Here is a 13,387-nt window from a genome sequence, read left to right as displayed (position 1 = left end):
AGTATGCGACTAAACGCAGCCTGTACGACAGACCGGCGACACAGTTAAGCTGCTCTCACTTTGTTGGAGTTCATCGCATGCTGACCCTGGGAAACATCTTCGTGTTGATGCTGCTGGCGACCGGCGCTGCCTGGGTGTGGCACAACCACGGCCTGCGCGAGCGCGCGCTGGAGCGGGTCAAGCAGCATTGCGCCAAGCTGGATATCGAACTGCTGGATGGCGCCGTGGCGCTCAAACGCATCGGTTTCGTGCGCGATGCCAATGGTCGGCGGCGTCTGGCACGCATCTACAACTTTGAATTCACGGTAACCGGGGAAACCCGCCACCCCGGGACCATCACCCAATTCGGCGCCCATAGCGCGCAGATCGAGCTGGCGCCCTACCCGTTCGAGATCAAAACACCGTTGCCCAGCGCCGAGGTGATCGAGCTGAGCCAATGGCGCCAGGACCACGGCACCAAGCACCGTCAGTAACGGCAAGCCGCCAATGCGCCCTGCAAGGCGGCCATCTCCTGAGGCTCGCTGAAAATCAATTCGATGCGTGAATCGCGGCGCCATTCGCTGGGCTGCCAGACCAGCGAGCAATTATCCACAGCGTTGGCCGACACCCACCCCTCCGGGCTGTGGATAACCAGTTTGGCGCGATGCCATTCAAGACTGGTCAGCCATTGATGCACGCGGGCAGTGTCGAATTGCTGGCTCGGATGCCAGCGCCAGCCGATGCTCCACCCCTCCTCTTGCGCCTGGCTCAGGCAGATTGGCAACGTGGGATCGCCCCAGATGGCGGGTAGTTGCCCGAGAGCCTTGGGCACCTCAAGGTTATCCACAGCGCCGCCCGCCTTGGCATCCAGGCCCGGTAGTTGCGCCAGCGGCAATTGCGCCTGGCGGGTCCAGTACAACGGACAATCGGGCAGTTGCCGCTCGATGGCCAGCCGCTGTGTGGCAGCCAATGTTTCGTCTTTGTTCAGCACCAGCAGACCAGCACTGGGCAGGGCTTCACGCTGTGTTTCAGGCAAGGGCTTGCCCGCCGCCAGGGCCTGGGCGTCCAGCACCAGCACACAAGGTTGAACCGCCAGGACGGTCTGCCAGGGAGCCTCGCGCAACTGCCTGAGCAACTGTGCCGGGTGGCCCAGACCCGAGGGCTCGATAAACAGCCGATCCGGTTTGGTCTTACGCAGCAAACGGCCAAGGCCGACCTGGAAAGGTGCACCATTCACACAACACAGACAGCCACCCGCCACTTCGCCCAGGGCAATGCCATCGTCATCCTGGGTCAGCAGGGCCGCGTCCAGGCCGATCTGCCCGAACTCGTTGATCAACACCGCCCAGCGCTCGTTGGCCGGACGCTGGGCAAGCAGGTGCTTGATGAGGCTGGTCTTGCCGGCGCCCAGAGGGCCGGCAATCACATGGGTGGGAATGTTCTGCAGCATGAGGGGCGTCATTCGGACCGTGTAGAGAGCTAGATCCTACGCGGTTATGCCAACCAATCCAGCGTGAGAATCAGCCGTCGTTCATCTGGCTTCAGGGCCGGCGAACGGTGGATCAGGCCATGGCTCTCATTGCCCTGCCATTTTGTCCCCTTGAGCAACGCCACTTCACCGCAGTGAATCTGTTCGATACGGTCGATGGGCTCGGCATCCGGCTGGCCCAGCGTGCGACGATCCATCACGCCCTCTCGCAACCATTGGCTACCGATGCCGGCGTAAGTGGTGATCAGCCGCACCGGCACGTGGTCGACGTGAAAACGCGGGCACATGGCTTTGTCCAGCAGCCGCAGGCGCACACCGATGCGCTTGGCACCCAACAGGCAAGCAAAAGCGCTGACCAGCCACGATACATCGGCGATAAACCCTTCATAGCCCTCAAGATCGCGGCAACTGGACGCCAATCCCTGCAAGTTGGGCACCGCATCTTCAGTGTCGAGTTCAATGACCATGGCGTCCGCCAAGGGCTCGTTGAGCGCCACCAGCAAGGCGCCAAATTCGGCGATATGCAGAGGCAATTGGCGCTGCCACAGTGCCAGGTTCACACCGTCCTCGAGGATATCGGACAAGGCCAGTGGGGTTTCACCGCGGGTCTGGCGAATCACGGGACGCAGGGGAATGACCGGGGCCAGCATCAGGCGGCTGCCTCCTCATACCAAGGGCCAAAAGGATCGGCCAGCAAGCGCCAGCCTTCGACGCCCTGGGCCATTTCTTCATCGTTGAGCAAGCACGCGTCCAGCTCCGCACGCAGTTGGGCGAAGTCGATGTTTTGCCCGATAAACACCAGTTCCTGACGGCAGTCACCGGTGCTCAGTTGCCAGTTGCCCATGATGGCCGCGACGCTTTCTTCGTCCTGAGGCCATTGGCTTTTCGGCACGAAGCGCCACCAGCGCCCGGCAAACCCGTGGCGCATCAAGCCGCCGGCCTGGGACCAACTGCCCGCGTCGCGGTGTTTGCTGGCCAACCAGAAAAAGCCTTTGGAGCGCAGCAGTTTGCCGTTGACCCACGGCCGGTCGATAAAGTCGAAGAAGCGCTGTGGGTGAAACGGGCGGCGCGCTCGGTAAGCGGTGGAGGCGATGCCGTACTCTTCGGTCTCCGGCACATGTTCGCCGCGCAATTCCTGCAACCAGCCCGGTGCCTGGGCGGCACGCTCGAAATCGAAGCGGCCGGTGTTGAGGATCTTGTTCAGCGCCACCTCACCCATGACCATCGGGATGATTTCCGCCTGGGCGTTCAGGCGCTCGAGGATGGCCATCAGCTCTTCGCGTTCGCGGCTGCTGATCAGGTCGATTTTGCTGATCAGGATCACATCGGCGAATTCGATCTGCTCGATCAGCAGGTCGGTGATGGAACGCTCGTCGTCTTCGCCAAGGGTTTCACCCCGTGACGCCAGGCTTTCGGCGGCCTGGTAGTCGAGCAGGAAATTCATGCCGTCGACCACGGTGACCATGGTGTCCAGACGGGCGATGTCGGCCAGGCTTTGCTCGTTTTCATCGCGAAAGGTGAAGGTTTCCGCCACGGGCAAGGGCTCGGAAATACCGGTGGATTCGATCAGCAGGTAATCGAAGCGTCCTTCTTTGGCGAGTTTTCCGACTTCTTCGAGCAAGTCTTCACGCAAGGTGCAGCAGATGCAGCCGTTGCTCATCTCCACCAGTTTTTCTTCGGAGCGGTTGAGGGTGACATCGCGCTGGACTTCGCTGCCGTCGATGTTGATTTCACTCATGTCATTGACGATCACGGCCACGCGCAGGTTGTCGCGGTTGCGCAAAACGTAGTTGAGCAGTGTGCTTTTGCCGGCGCCGAGGAAGCCGGACAGCACGGTAACGGGGAGACGATGGGGCATCAGATATTCCTCACAGGGGTGGCCGGTCAAATCGCCCGTTTATGGCGTTCGCGCAGCTCTTCACGTTCTTTGGCTTCGATGCACAGCGTGGCGGTAGGGCGCAGCAACAAACGCTGCAGGCCGATGGGCTCGCCGGTTTCGCGGCACCAGCCGTATTCGCCACGGGCCAGCCGTTCCAGGGCATCGTCGATCTTGTCCAGCAGCTTCTTTTCGCGCTCCAGCAGGCGCAGTTGCCACTGACGCTGTTCTTCGGCACTGCCGATGTCCGCCGGGTCGCTGTTGGTTTCCTGCTCGCGCAGCCCCAGGAACTCGGCGTCGATGCGGTCTTGCAGCTCATTGCGCTCGGTGAGCAACAGCGTGCGGAAGAAACCCTGCTGAGCGTCATTCATGTAATCGGCTGGCGGTTGGGACAGTAGGTCTTGTTCAGTCATGGGAACGGTTCACGGGTCAGGCTGTGCTTTTAATGTTATAGTATAACAATACAAATAAGCCAATCCCCCCTTGCTCCACACGACGAAGGGCGCAATGCTTGACCCTCTTCCGGCCCCGAGAAGTCCTATGAGATATCTGTTGTGTGCCCTGTTACTGGCAGCGGCAGAGCAAGCCAGTGCCCAGGCGCCGAGCCTGTTGGCTGATTGCACGCGCAGCGCCAATCTGCTGGCTTGTGTGGATCCGCTGGGCAATGCCTACAGCGTGGCGACCGTGGGCAACACCACGTATCTGCGGGGTTTCGAGGTGATCGGCAAACGCTATTGGGCACAGACCAGCAGCCGCTATGGGCAACTGACGTTCTTTACCGGGCTGGCGTCCGATGGCGAAGCGTGGGTCGGCTACACGCGGCGTGTGGGCTGGACCACCCTCAACCGGTTTTCCAGCTCCGGTGGCACCAGCGCCAGGTTCACTTGTAGCCGTATCACCGGCTGTTAAGCCTGACCGCTCTTCTGTTCCTGCACCCACGCCATGTAGCTGTTGACCGGCGGATTCTTCTGGAAGTAGCTTTTCAGGCCTTCGAACAGACCATCCGCTACAGCCTGCTGATGACGCGCCGTCACCAACCGCTGGGCGTCCCGAGTGTTGGAGATAAATCCGGTCTCCACCAGGATTGACGGCACATCCGGTGACTTGAGCACCGCGAAGCCCGCCTGCTCCACACGCTTCTGATGCAAGCTGGTGATGCTTTGCAGGCTGCCCAGCACCGAACTGCCCAATTGCAGGCTGGAGGCGATGGTGGCGTTCATCGACATGTCGAGAATCACCCCCGCCAGCATCGGATCCTTGTCCTTGAGGTTGAGCAAGGTGGTGGCGCCCAGCAGGTCCGCGCCGTTTTCACGCTGCGCCATGAAACGTGCAGTGGCCGAGGTGGCCCCGCCCTCGGACAGCGCAAACACGGAAGCTCCCGAGGCCGTCAGCCGTGGCGCGGCGTCGGCATGCACCGAAATGAACATATCGGCCTTGTGCTGACGGGCGATGTCCACACGCTTGCGCAGCGGTACGAAGAAGTCGTCATTGCGCACCAGCTTCACGTCAAAACCCTTCTCGCGCTTCAAGCGCTTGGCCAGCAATTGGGCGATGGACAACACCACATCTTTTTCGCGCTGGCCCTTGGAGCCCACGGCACCCGGGTCTTTGCCGCCGTGCCCGGGGTCGACCACCACAATAATGTCGCGCTTCGGATGCGCCTTATCCACCGGCGCCACCAACGGCTTGGGTTCAGCGGCGATTTGCCGGGGCGCCTGAGTGGCGCTGGTCAGGTCCAGTACCAGGCGGTGACCCTGGCCCTCCTGGGGCGGCAGCAAGAAACTGTTGAGCTGCATCGGTGCTGCCAGGTCCAGCACGATGCGCGTGTCACCCTTGCCGAAATGCCCGGAGCGAATCGAGGTGATTCCGCTGTGTGCGAGGTTCAGCTGGCTGAAATCACCGCTGAGGCCGGCGCCGCTCAGGTCGATGATCAGGCGCTCGGGCGCGGCCAGGGTAAACGTCTTGTACTGCACCGGGCCGCTGAGATCGAACACCAGCCGCAGTTTGTCATCCGAACGCCACAGGCGTGCATTGCGGATCTGCGTGGCATGGGCCGCAAAGGGCAACGTAAAGAAAGGGCTGGCCAGAAGCAGGTTGAGAAGCTGACGTCTGTGCATGACATATACCGCGAATAGAGGAGCGTCCCTGCTCGACATGACTGAAAAAAGACAGAAGCAGAAAAATAATCGTCGACTTAATAGTTATAATATAACATGTCTTTTTATTTCCAACGATGGACCTGCTCATGAATGCGCTGACTCTGCCGGATATCGCCGCGCAGGCTTCACGCCAAGCCTTGCCACTCGACTGGGTGGGCATGTGCGGCATCGCCCTGCCCATTCTGCTCGACGGCCAGCGCCTCACCGCCACCGCCGATGCCGGCGTAAGCCTGGACGACGGCACCGCCCGTGGCATTCATATGTCACGCCTGTACCTGGCGCTGGAGATGCTCGACCAACAGCCCCTGACGCCTGCACTTCTGCGTAATGTACTGCAGCGATTTCTCGACAGTCATGAAGGTTTATCTAATAACGCCTACCTGCGGATTCACACCGATCTGCTGCTCAAACGCTCCGCCCTGGTCAGCCCTCTGGCCGGCTGGAAAGCCTATCCGGTAAGCATCGAGGCGCGTCTCAGAGATCAGATGTTCCACGTGGAACTAAAAATTGACGTTACTTATTCCTCAACGTGCCCGTGCTCGGCCGCCCTTTCCAGGCAGTTGATTCAGCAGCAATTTCTCGAAGACTTCGCCAACACGCCGCTGCAGCACGAAGACGTTTTGACCTGGCTCGGCACCGCCAATGGCATCGTCGCCACGCCCCACAGCCAGCGCAGCACCGCACAGTTGCTGATCGAACTGGACGGCGACCAACCCGACCTGCCCATCCTTGAATTGATCGATGAGGTCGAAGCCGCCCTCGGCACCGCCGTGCAAACCGCGGTGAAACGTGCGGATGAACAAGCCTTCGCCCTGGCCAACGGGCAGAACCTGATGTTCTGCGAAGACGCCGCCCGCCGCCTGAACCTCGCCTTGAAGCGCCTGGATGCCGTCAAAGCCTTCCACCTGAAAGTGATCCACGCCGAAAGCCTGCACGCGCACGATGCCGTGGCTGAAAGCCGCTGGACGAGACCTTCTGCATGATCACGTGCACCGCTTTACGTTGGGGCGCCCCGGGCCAACCGCTGACGCCCGCCCTTGACCTCACCCTGGAAAAAGGCAGCCTCACCGGCATCATCGGCGCCAATGGCACGGGCAAGAGCAGCCTGCTCAAAGTCATTGCCGGGCTGCAAAAGCCACTGGCGGGAAAAGTCCACGTGGAGGTTCCACGTCGGGGCGGCCTGTCGTTCCTGCCCCAGCAGCAGCACCTCGACCGCCAATTTCCCATCAGCCTGCAAGAGCTGGTGGCTGCCGGGTTCTGGGGTACACAACTCACGCCGCCGCAACGCACTGAACGTCTGCAAGCCGTACTGGAAGACTGGCGCCTCAGCGGCCTGGAGCAACGTCCGTTGATGGCCTTATCCGGCGGCGAACTGCAACGCGCCCTGCTCGCGCGCATGAGCCTGGCCGAAGCGCCGGTGCTGCTGCTCGACGAACCCCACGCGGCCCTCGACGAAGAAGGCCAGGCACTGTGCTGGAAACACGTGCATGCCTGGCATGATCAAGGGCGCACGGTGGTCATCGTTTGTCATGACCTCGCCTCCGTTCGCCATCACACCCAGCAAGTGGTGCAGATCAAAAACACCGGCTGTGTGTTCGGGCCCAGCAAAGAGCTGATCCGCCCCCTGCCGCAGATGGCGGTAGCCTGATGCATTTCACTGCCCATCTGTGGATGCCGTTCCACGACTTCGTCTTCATGCGCCGCGCATTGATCGGCGGCCTCGTGCTCGCGTGCAGCACCGCGCCGCTGGGCGTGTTCCTGATTTTGCGGCGCATGAGCCTGATCGGCGACGCCGTGGCCCACGGCATTCTGCCCGGCGCAGCGCTGGGTTTCTGGTTCGCCGGCATCAGCCTGCCCGCCCTGACCATCGGCGGCCTCGGCGCCGGCCTCGGCATGGCCGGGTTGTCGGCCTGGATCACCCGCCGCACCGGCCTGCGCGAAGACGCCAGCCTCGCCGCCATCTACCCCATTTCCCTGGCTGCCGGCGTACTCATCCTCGGCATCGCCGGTAAGCGCCTGGACCTGCTGCACCTGCTCTTCGGCTCGGCGCTGGCGGTGGATGAAACCACCCTCACCGGCATGCTCTGGGTGTCGGCGTTCAGCCTGATCGCCATGGCCGTGATCTACAGACCGCTGCTGCTGGACACCCTCGACCCGCTGTTCCTGCAAACCGTCAGTCGCCTCGGGCCACTGGCCCACGGCCTGTTCCTGACCCTGGTGGTGCTGAACCTGGTGATCGGCTTCCAGGCCATCGGCGCCTTGATGGTGGTGGGTTTGATGATGTTGCCGGCCATTGCTTCACGCTTCTGGAGCCGGCGCCTGCCGGTGTTGATCGCGGTATCGGCGGTGCTGGGATGCCTGTCGGTGTGGTTGGGTTTATTGCTGTCGTTCTACTACTCGTTGCCCAGCGGCCCGGCGATCGTGCTGGTGGCTGGCGCCGGGTATCTGCTGTCCGTGGTTTTCGGCCCGGTGCACGGCTTGCTGCGCCGCCCGCCCTCTCTTACATCCCAATGAGGTGTTTCACGATGCGCGCTTTACTCGTGCTGTTCAGTCTTCTGCTACCGCTGTCGATGGCGCAGGCTGCCGACAAACTCCAAGTGGTCACCAGTTTCAGCATTCTCGGTGACATCACCCACCAGATCGGTGGCGATCACATCCAGATCAGCAACATGGTCGGCCCCGACGCCGACGCCCATACCTATGAGCCGACGCCGGATGACGCCAAGGCGCTGCTGAAAGCCAAGCTGATCATCAAGAACGGCCTCGGCTTCGAGCCGTGGCTGGACCGTCTGGTCACCAGCACCGAAACCAAGGCTACGGTAGTCACGGCCAGCAAAGGTGTGATCTCCCACACCATGGAAGAAGACGGCGAGACCATCCCGGACCCGCACGCCTGGCACAACCTGGCCAACGCCGAAATCTATGTGAATAACATCACCAAGGCACTGGTGGCGGCCGACCCGACCAACAAGACGGATTACCTGCGCAACAGCCAGGCCTACCTGAAGGAAATCTACCGCCTGCTGGCCGAAGCCAAAACCAAGTTCGGCGCGCTGCCAGCGGGCAACCGCCGCATCGTTACGTCCCACGATGCCTTCGGTTACCTGGGCCAGGCCTATGGCATTCAATTCCTGGCGCCACAGGGCCTGTCCACCGAGCGTGAACCGTCCGCTGCCGAAGTCGCTGCGCTGATCACCCAGATCCGTAAGGACAAAGTCAAAGCCGTGTTCATGGAAAACATCAAGGACGCCCGCCTGCTCAAGCAAATCGCCGACGAAAGCGGCGCACAGATCGGCGGCACGCTGTACTCCGACGCCCTCGCCGCCGAAGGGCCGGCCAGCACCTTCACCGGGCTGTTCGAATACAACCTCAACACCCTGTGCGCCGCGCTGAGCAAGCCATGACCCTGAGCATGCTCGATCTGGAAGGGGCTGCCCTGGGCAGCCGCTTTCCACTCGAACAGGTACTCGACGCCCTGCCGTGGAACAGCGATGGCCTGATTGCCGCGATCGCCCAACAACATGGCACTGGCGAGGTGTTGATGCTGGCCTGGATGAACCGCCAGGCCCTCAACGAAACCCTTGCCACCGGCCAGGTCTGCTACTGGTCACGCTCGCGCCAGCAACTGTGGCGCAAGGGCGAAAGCTCCGGTCATTGGCAACAGTTGGTCGAAGCGCGCCTGGACTGTGACGGCGACGCCGTGCTGCTGATCGTCAACCAGCAAGGCCCGGCCTGCCATACCGGTCGAGCCACCTGTTTCTACAACGCCATCGACGGCGACCAGGTCCACATCATTACCGCGCCCCTGAAGGAACCCGCAGCATGATCCGCAAAAACCCCTCCGGCGACCTGCCAGTCATTGCCGAATCGGCCTACGTCGACAAGACCGCCATCATCTGCGGCAAAGTGGTCATCGGCGAAAACGTGTTCGTCGGCCCCTACGCCGTGATCCGCGCCGACGAAGTCGATGCCAACGGTGGCATGGACCCGATCATCATCGGCGCCAACTCCAATATCCAGGACGGCGTGGTCATCCACTCCAAGTCCGGCGCGGCGGTGACCATCGGCGAGTTCACCTCCGTCGCCCACCGCTCCATCGTCCATGGCCCTTGCACCGTTGGCGACCGCGTGTTCATCGGCTTCAACAGCGTGCTGTTCAACTGCGCCCTGGGCAACGGCTGCGTGGTGCGCCACAACTCGGTGGTCGATGGCCGCGACTTGCCTGCCGCCTTCTACGTGCCCTCCACCACCCGCATCGGGCCCAACACCGACCTGTCGCAGTTCCCGCCGGTGAGCGTCAGCGCCTCGGAGTTTTCCGAAGACGTGGCGCGCACCAATGTCGACCTGGTGCGCGGTTACAAAGCCCTGCAAAACGAGTTCTGAACCATGAGCCGCCTGCTGATCCGCAACGCCCGCCTGGTGAACGAAGGCCGGATATTCGACGCCGATGTACTCGTCGCCAATGGCCGCATCGAAAAAATCGCCAGCAGCATAGAAGGCGTGGACACGGCGGTCGCCATCGACGCCCAGGGCCAATGGTTGCTGCCGGGCATGATCGACGACCAGGTGCATTTCCGCGAACCCGGCGCACCGGACAAAGGCAGCTTCTACAGCGAGTCCCGCGCGGCCGTGGCCGGCGGCATCACCAGCTTCATGGACATGCCCAACACCAACCCGGCCACGCTGAACCTGGACGCCCTGGCCGATAAAAAACGCCGTGCCGCGCTGCACTCGGTGGCCAACTACGGCTTTCACTTCGGTGTGAGCAATGACAACCTCGACACCGTCGCCGCCCTCGACCCGCGCGAAGTGGCCGGGGTCAAAGTGTTCATGGGCGCCTCCACCGGCAATATGTTGGTGGACGACCCGCGCATCCTGGAGCGCCTGTTCACTGAGGTGCCGACCATCCTGCTCGCCCACTGCGAGCACACGCCAAGCATCCAGGCCAACGAACAGCGCCTGCGTGAGCGTTTCGGCGAGCAAATCCCCGCCGTCGCTCACCCACTGATCCGCGATGCCGAAGCCTGCTATCGCTCATCGTCCCTGGCGGTGGAACTGGCCAAGCGCCACGGCACCCGCCTGCACGTCTTGCACCTGACCAGCGCCCGCGAGCTGGCCCTGTTCGAAGACAAGCCCCTGGCCGAAAAACGCATCACTGCCGAGGTCTGCCTGCACCACCTGCTGTTTGACGACCGCGACTATGTGCGGCTGGGCCACCAGATCAAATGCAACCCGGCGATCAAGACCCGCACCGACCGCGACGCCTTGCGCCAGGCACTGCTGAGCGATCGGCTGGACGTGATCGGCAGCGACCATGCGCCCCACACCTGGGCACAAAAACAGCTGGCCTACCGCGAAGCGCCGTCCGGCTTGCCGCTGGTTCAACACGCCCTGCCGGCGTTGATGGAGTTGGTGGCGGATGGGGTGCTGCCGCTGACCACCCTGGTAGAGAAGATCAGTCACCGAGTGGCCGACCTGTTCGCCATCCCGGATCGGGGTTATCTACGCGAAGGGTATTGGGCCGACCTGGTGTTGATCAAACCTGAGCCCGAGGGTAAACCCGTCAGCAGCCAGCCGATCCTGGCGCGCTGTGGCTGGACACCCTTCGCCGAGCGCAGCTTTCGCCACAGCGTCAGTACCACGTTGGTGTCCGGTCACCTGGCCTGGCACAACGGTCAGGTGATCGACAGTTGTCAGGGCCTGCCCCTGCACTTTCTGCGTTAGGCGCGAGGCTTGACCGTACCGCAATCGTTGCCCAGCCACTGGGCATGGCTGTCCAGGCTGCCCTTCTGCTGAATGCCGGTGGCATTGAAGGTGCCGTTGACGGTGGTGGTGAATTCTTTCTGGCTCTGGAACGTCGCCACGCCGGTACCCTGGGCTTTCGGGCAGCTGAAACGGAATTTCCACTGGTTACCGGTCTTGTCGGTCACTTCCTGCTTGCACCCCGACTGCGGGTCGGTGAGCGGGATCGAATCGGAGGCGACCTGGGCAGGCGTGAGACACACCTGCACGCCTTTACCGGCCATGGTGATGCCCTGCTTTTCCAGCATGGCGCGTTGTTCGGGGGTCATTTGTTGCTTGAGCTGACCGAGGATCAGCGACAGGTCCGGCAGGTCCTGGTTATCGACTTTCATGTTGCTGGTGGTCAACTCCCACAAGCCCGGCGCCAGCATCTGCGCCTGCGCCGCCATCGGCAGCGACACACCCATAACCATGGCTAAACCAAACAGACGAGCATTCATCGGGTAACTCCTGGGCGATTGTTGGCGTTAGACGCTGCGAAGGCGCCAGTGTTGCATGGCAAATAAAATAGCGACATTCCTGACCGAACATGGTCTGTTAGGCACTGGACCGTCAGGAGTCATGTCGTTCATGGATTTTTTTGGCCCGCACCTGCTCGCCTATTTCATTGCCACCCTGCACTTTTTCGGCACCCTCGCCGCGATCCACGCGGTGCTGACCGTCAGGACCGCCCAAGGCTCGATCGCCTGGGCCCTGTCGCTGATGTTCATGCCTTACCTGACGCTCATCCCCTACCTGATCTTCGGCCGCAGCACCTTCGATGCCTACATCCAGGCACGTCGCCAGGCCAACCAGGAAATGCACACCGCCATCACCGAATTGAACTGGCGCCCATGGGTCGAGGAAGCCCTGGCCGCGCGCAACTCCAGCGCCTATACCTCCCTGCGCGCCATGCCCAAACTGGGGCGCATGCCGTGCCTGGCCAACAATGAAGTGCGTTTGCTGATCAACGGCAATGCCACCTTCAGCGCGATCTTCGAGGCCATTCGCAACGCCAGGACTGCCGTGCTGTTTCAGTTTTTCATCATCCATGACGACGAACTCGGCCGCCAACTGCACACCCTGCTGACGGAAAAGGCCGCCGAAGGTGTGGCCATTTACGTGCTGTATGACCGCATAGGCAGCCACGCCCTGCCCCATCGCTATGTGCAATCCCTGCGCGATGCCGGCGTGCAGGTGCATGCGTTCGCCACACGCAGCGGCTGGCTCAATCGCTTCCAGGTCAACTTCCGCAACCATCGAAAGATCGTGGTGGTGGACGGCCTCACCGGGTTTGTCGGCGGGCACAACGTGGGCGACGAATACCTGGGCAAAAAACCGCCTTTGGCGCCGTGGCGCGATACCCACGTGCACGTCACCGGACCCGTCGTGGCGTGCCTGCAGGAATCGTTTGCCGAAGACTGGTTCTGGGCGGCGCGGGAACTGCCGCCGCTGATCCTGCCGGACGCCTATCCCGAGGACGGCGTACTTTGCCAACTGCTCGCCAGCGGCCCTGCCGACCCCTATGAAACCTGCTCGCTGTTTTTTGTCGAGGCCATCCACGCGGCGACTGAACGGGTGTGGATCACCAGCCCTTATTTCATCCCCGATGAAGCGGTGTTCGCTGCCCTGCGTCTGGCGGTGCTGCGCGGCGTCGACGTGCGCCTGCTGTTGCCCTCGCGCCCCGACCACCGCGTGGTGTACGCCGCTTCGAGCCTTTACGCCAACGAAGCCCTGCGCGCCGGCGTGCGGGTGTTTCGCTATACCCCGGGGTTTCTGCATCAGAAGGTGGTGTTGGTGGACAGCGAAATCAGCGCCATCGGCAGTGCCAACATGGACAACCGCTCGTTCCGGCTGAATTTCGAAGTGATGTTGCTGACGGTGGATGAAGCCTTCGCCAGCCAAGTGGAGCAGATGCTGTTGGACGACTTCGACCAGGCCCATGAGGTCAGCCAGGAAGAAAGCCGCCAAACCCACCGCCTGCAACAGCTGGGCATGCGGGTGGCGCGCTTGATCTCGCCGATTCTCTAACTGCCGAAACACAACCCATGTGGGAGCGGGCTTGCTCGCGAATGCGGTGGATCAGTCAACTGATGCGTTGCT

At 62.1% G+C, this 13,387-nt stretch carries 16 protein-coding genes; 10 read left to right on the top strand and 6 right to left on the bottom strand.

Annotated features, from left to right (window positions below):
- Nucleotides 1–77 precede the first annotated feature (77 nt).
- The gene (locus ACW9IB_RS03775) at nt 78–473 is read left to right on the top strand and encodes a DUF3301 domain-containing protein (RefSeq protein WP_457365531.1); all 396 of its coding nucleotides are present in this window, start codon (nt 78–80) and stop codon (nt 471–473) included.
- Here the strand turns inward: ACW9IB_RS03775 and ACW9IB_RS03770 are convergent.
- The 4 genes from ACW9IB_RS03770 to dksA are packed head-to-tail and all read right to left on the bottom strand — an operon-like array spanning nt 467 to nt 3,757.
- Nucleotides 467–1,429, bottom strand: a complete 963-nt coding sequence (locus tag ACW9IB_RS03770; protein ID WP_457412440.1) for a CobW family GTP-binding protein — start codon at nt 1,427–1,429, stop codon at nt 467–469. The genes ACW9IB_RS03775 and ACW9IB_RS03770 overlap by 7 nt on opposite strands.
- A gap of 44 nt (nt 1,430–1,473) precedes the next feature.
- Nucleotides 1,474–2,118, bottom strand: a complete 645-nt coding sequence (locus tag ACW9IB_RS03765) for a DUF1826 domain-containing protein (protein WP_457365529.1) — start codon at nt 2,116–2,118, stop codon at nt 1,474–1,476.
- Nucleotides 2,118–3,326, bottom strand: a complete 1,209-nt coding sequence (gene zigA / locus ACW9IB_RS03760; RefSeq protein WP_457365528.1) for a zinc metallochaperone GTPase ZigA — start codon at nt 3,324–3,326, stop codon at nt 2,118–2,120. The genes ACW9IB_RS03765 and zigA overlap by 1 nt, the downstream gene beginning before the upstream one ends.
- Before the next feature lie 26 nt (nt 3,327–3,352).
- Nucleotides 3,353–3,757: an RNA polymerase-binding protein DksA gene (gene dksA / locus ACW9IB_RS03755; protein ID WP_457412439.1), complete on the bottom strand. Its 405-nt coding sequence runs from the start codon at nt 3,755–3,757 to the stop codon at nt 3,353–3,355.
- A gap of 127 nt (nt 3,758–3,884) precedes the next feature.
- Here dksA and ACW9IB_RS03750 point away from each other — a divergent pair, with 127 nt between their 5' ends.
- A complete protein-coding gene (locus tag ACW9IB_RS03750; RefSeq protein ID WP_457365526.1) occupies nt 3,885–4,253 on the top strand; it encodes a glutamine synthetase in 369 nt (122 codons plus the stop codon).
- On the opposite strand, the gene ACW9IB_RS03745 is transcribed toward ACW9IB_RS03750, so the two are convergent.
- Complete coding sequence (locus ACW9IB_RS03745) at nt 4,250–5,461, bottom strand: N-acetylmuramoyl-L-alanine amidase (RefSeq protein ID WP_457365525.1); 1,212 nt, start codon at nt 5,459–5,461, stop codon at nt 4,250–4,252. The genes ACW9IB_RS03750 and ACW9IB_RS03745 overlap by 4 nt on opposite strands.
- A gap of 128 nt (nt 5,462–5,589) precedes the next feature.
- Between ACW9IB_RS03745 and folE2 the strand changes: the two genes are divergently transcribed.
- From folE2 to ACW9IB_RS03710, 7 genes are read left to right on the top strand one after another with little or no spacing between them, the layout of a single operon-like run.
- A complete protein-coding gene (gene folE2, locus ACW9IB_RS03740) occupies nt 5,590–6,486 on the top strand; it encodes a GTP cyclohydrolase FolE2 (protein ID WP_457412438.1) in 897 nt (298 codons plus the stop codon).
- A complete protein-coding gene (locus ACW9IB_RS03735; protein ID WP_457412436.1) occupies nt 6,483–7,151 on the top strand; it encodes a metal ABC transporter ATP-binding protein in 669 nt (222 codons plus the stop codon). The genes folE2 and ACW9IB_RS03735 overlap by 4 nt, the downstream gene beginning before the upstream one ends.
- Nucleotides 7,151–8,017 carry a metal ABC transporter permease gene (locus ACW9IB_RS03730; RefSeq protein ID WP_457412434.1) on the top strand — a complete coding sequence of 289 codons (867 nt, stop codon included), beginning with the start codon at nt 7,151–7,153 and terminating at the stop codon, nt 8,015–8,017. Before ACW9IB_RS03735 ends, ACW9IB_RS03730 begins: the two co-directional genes overlap by 1 nt.
- Before the next feature lie 11 nt (nt 8,018–8,028).
- Entirely contained in the window at nt 8,029–8,907 is an 879-nt protein-coding gene (locus ACW9IB_RS03725) for a metal ABC transporter substrate-binding protein (RefSeq protein ID WP_457365521.1), read from the top strand.
- Nucleotides 8,904–9,329, top strand: a complete 426-nt coding sequence (gene hisI / locus ACW9IB_RS03720; RefSeq protein ID WP_457365520.1) for a phosphoribosyl-AMP cyclohydrolase — start codon at nt 8,904–8,906, stop codon at nt 9,327–9,329. The genes ACW9IB_RS03725 and hisI overlap by 4 nt, the downstream gene beginning before the upstream one ends.
- Nucleotides 9,326–9,886: a gamma carbonic anhydrase family protein gene (locus ACW9IB_RS03715; RefSeq protein WP_457365519.1), complete on the top strand. Its 561-nt coding sequence runs from the start codon at nt 9,326–9,328 to the stop codon at nt 9,884–9,886. Before hisI ends, ACW9IB_RS03715 begins: the two co-directional genes overlap by 4 nt.
- Before the next feature lie 3 nt (nt 9,887–9,889).
- Nucleotides 9,890–11,227: a dihydroorotase gene (locus tag ACW9IB_RS03710; protein ID WP_457412433.1), complete on the top strand. Its 1,338-nt coding sequence runs from the start codon at nt 9,890–9,892 to the stop codon at nt 11,225–11,227.
- Here the strand turns inward: ACW9IB_RS03710 and ACW9IB_RS03705 are convergent.
- Nucleotides 11,224–11,745 carry a DUF3617 domain-containing protein gene (locus ACW9IB_RS03705; protein WP_457365517.1) on the bottom strand — a complete coding sequence of 174 codons (522 nt, stop codon included), beginning with the start codon at nt 11,743–11,745 and terminating at the stop codon, nt 11,224–11,226. The genes ACW9IB_RS03710 and ACW9IB_RS03705 overlap by 4 nt on opposite strands.
- Before the next feature lie 130 nt (nt 11,746–11,875).
- Here ACW9IB_RS03705 and cls point away from each other — a divergent pair, with 130 nt between their 5' ends.
- Entirely contained in the window at nt 11,876–13,315 is a 1,440-nt protein-coding gene (gene cls, locus ACW9IB_RS03700; RefSeq protein ID WP_457365516.1) for a cardiolipin synthase, read from the top strand.
- Nucleotides 13,316–13,387 lie beyond the last annotated feature (72 nt).

Source organism: Pseudomonas sp. SDO524_S393 (genome assembly GCF_054071875.1).
Note: the sequence above shows the minus strand (reverse complement) of the source record. Positions and strands in the feature narration are given on the sequence as shown.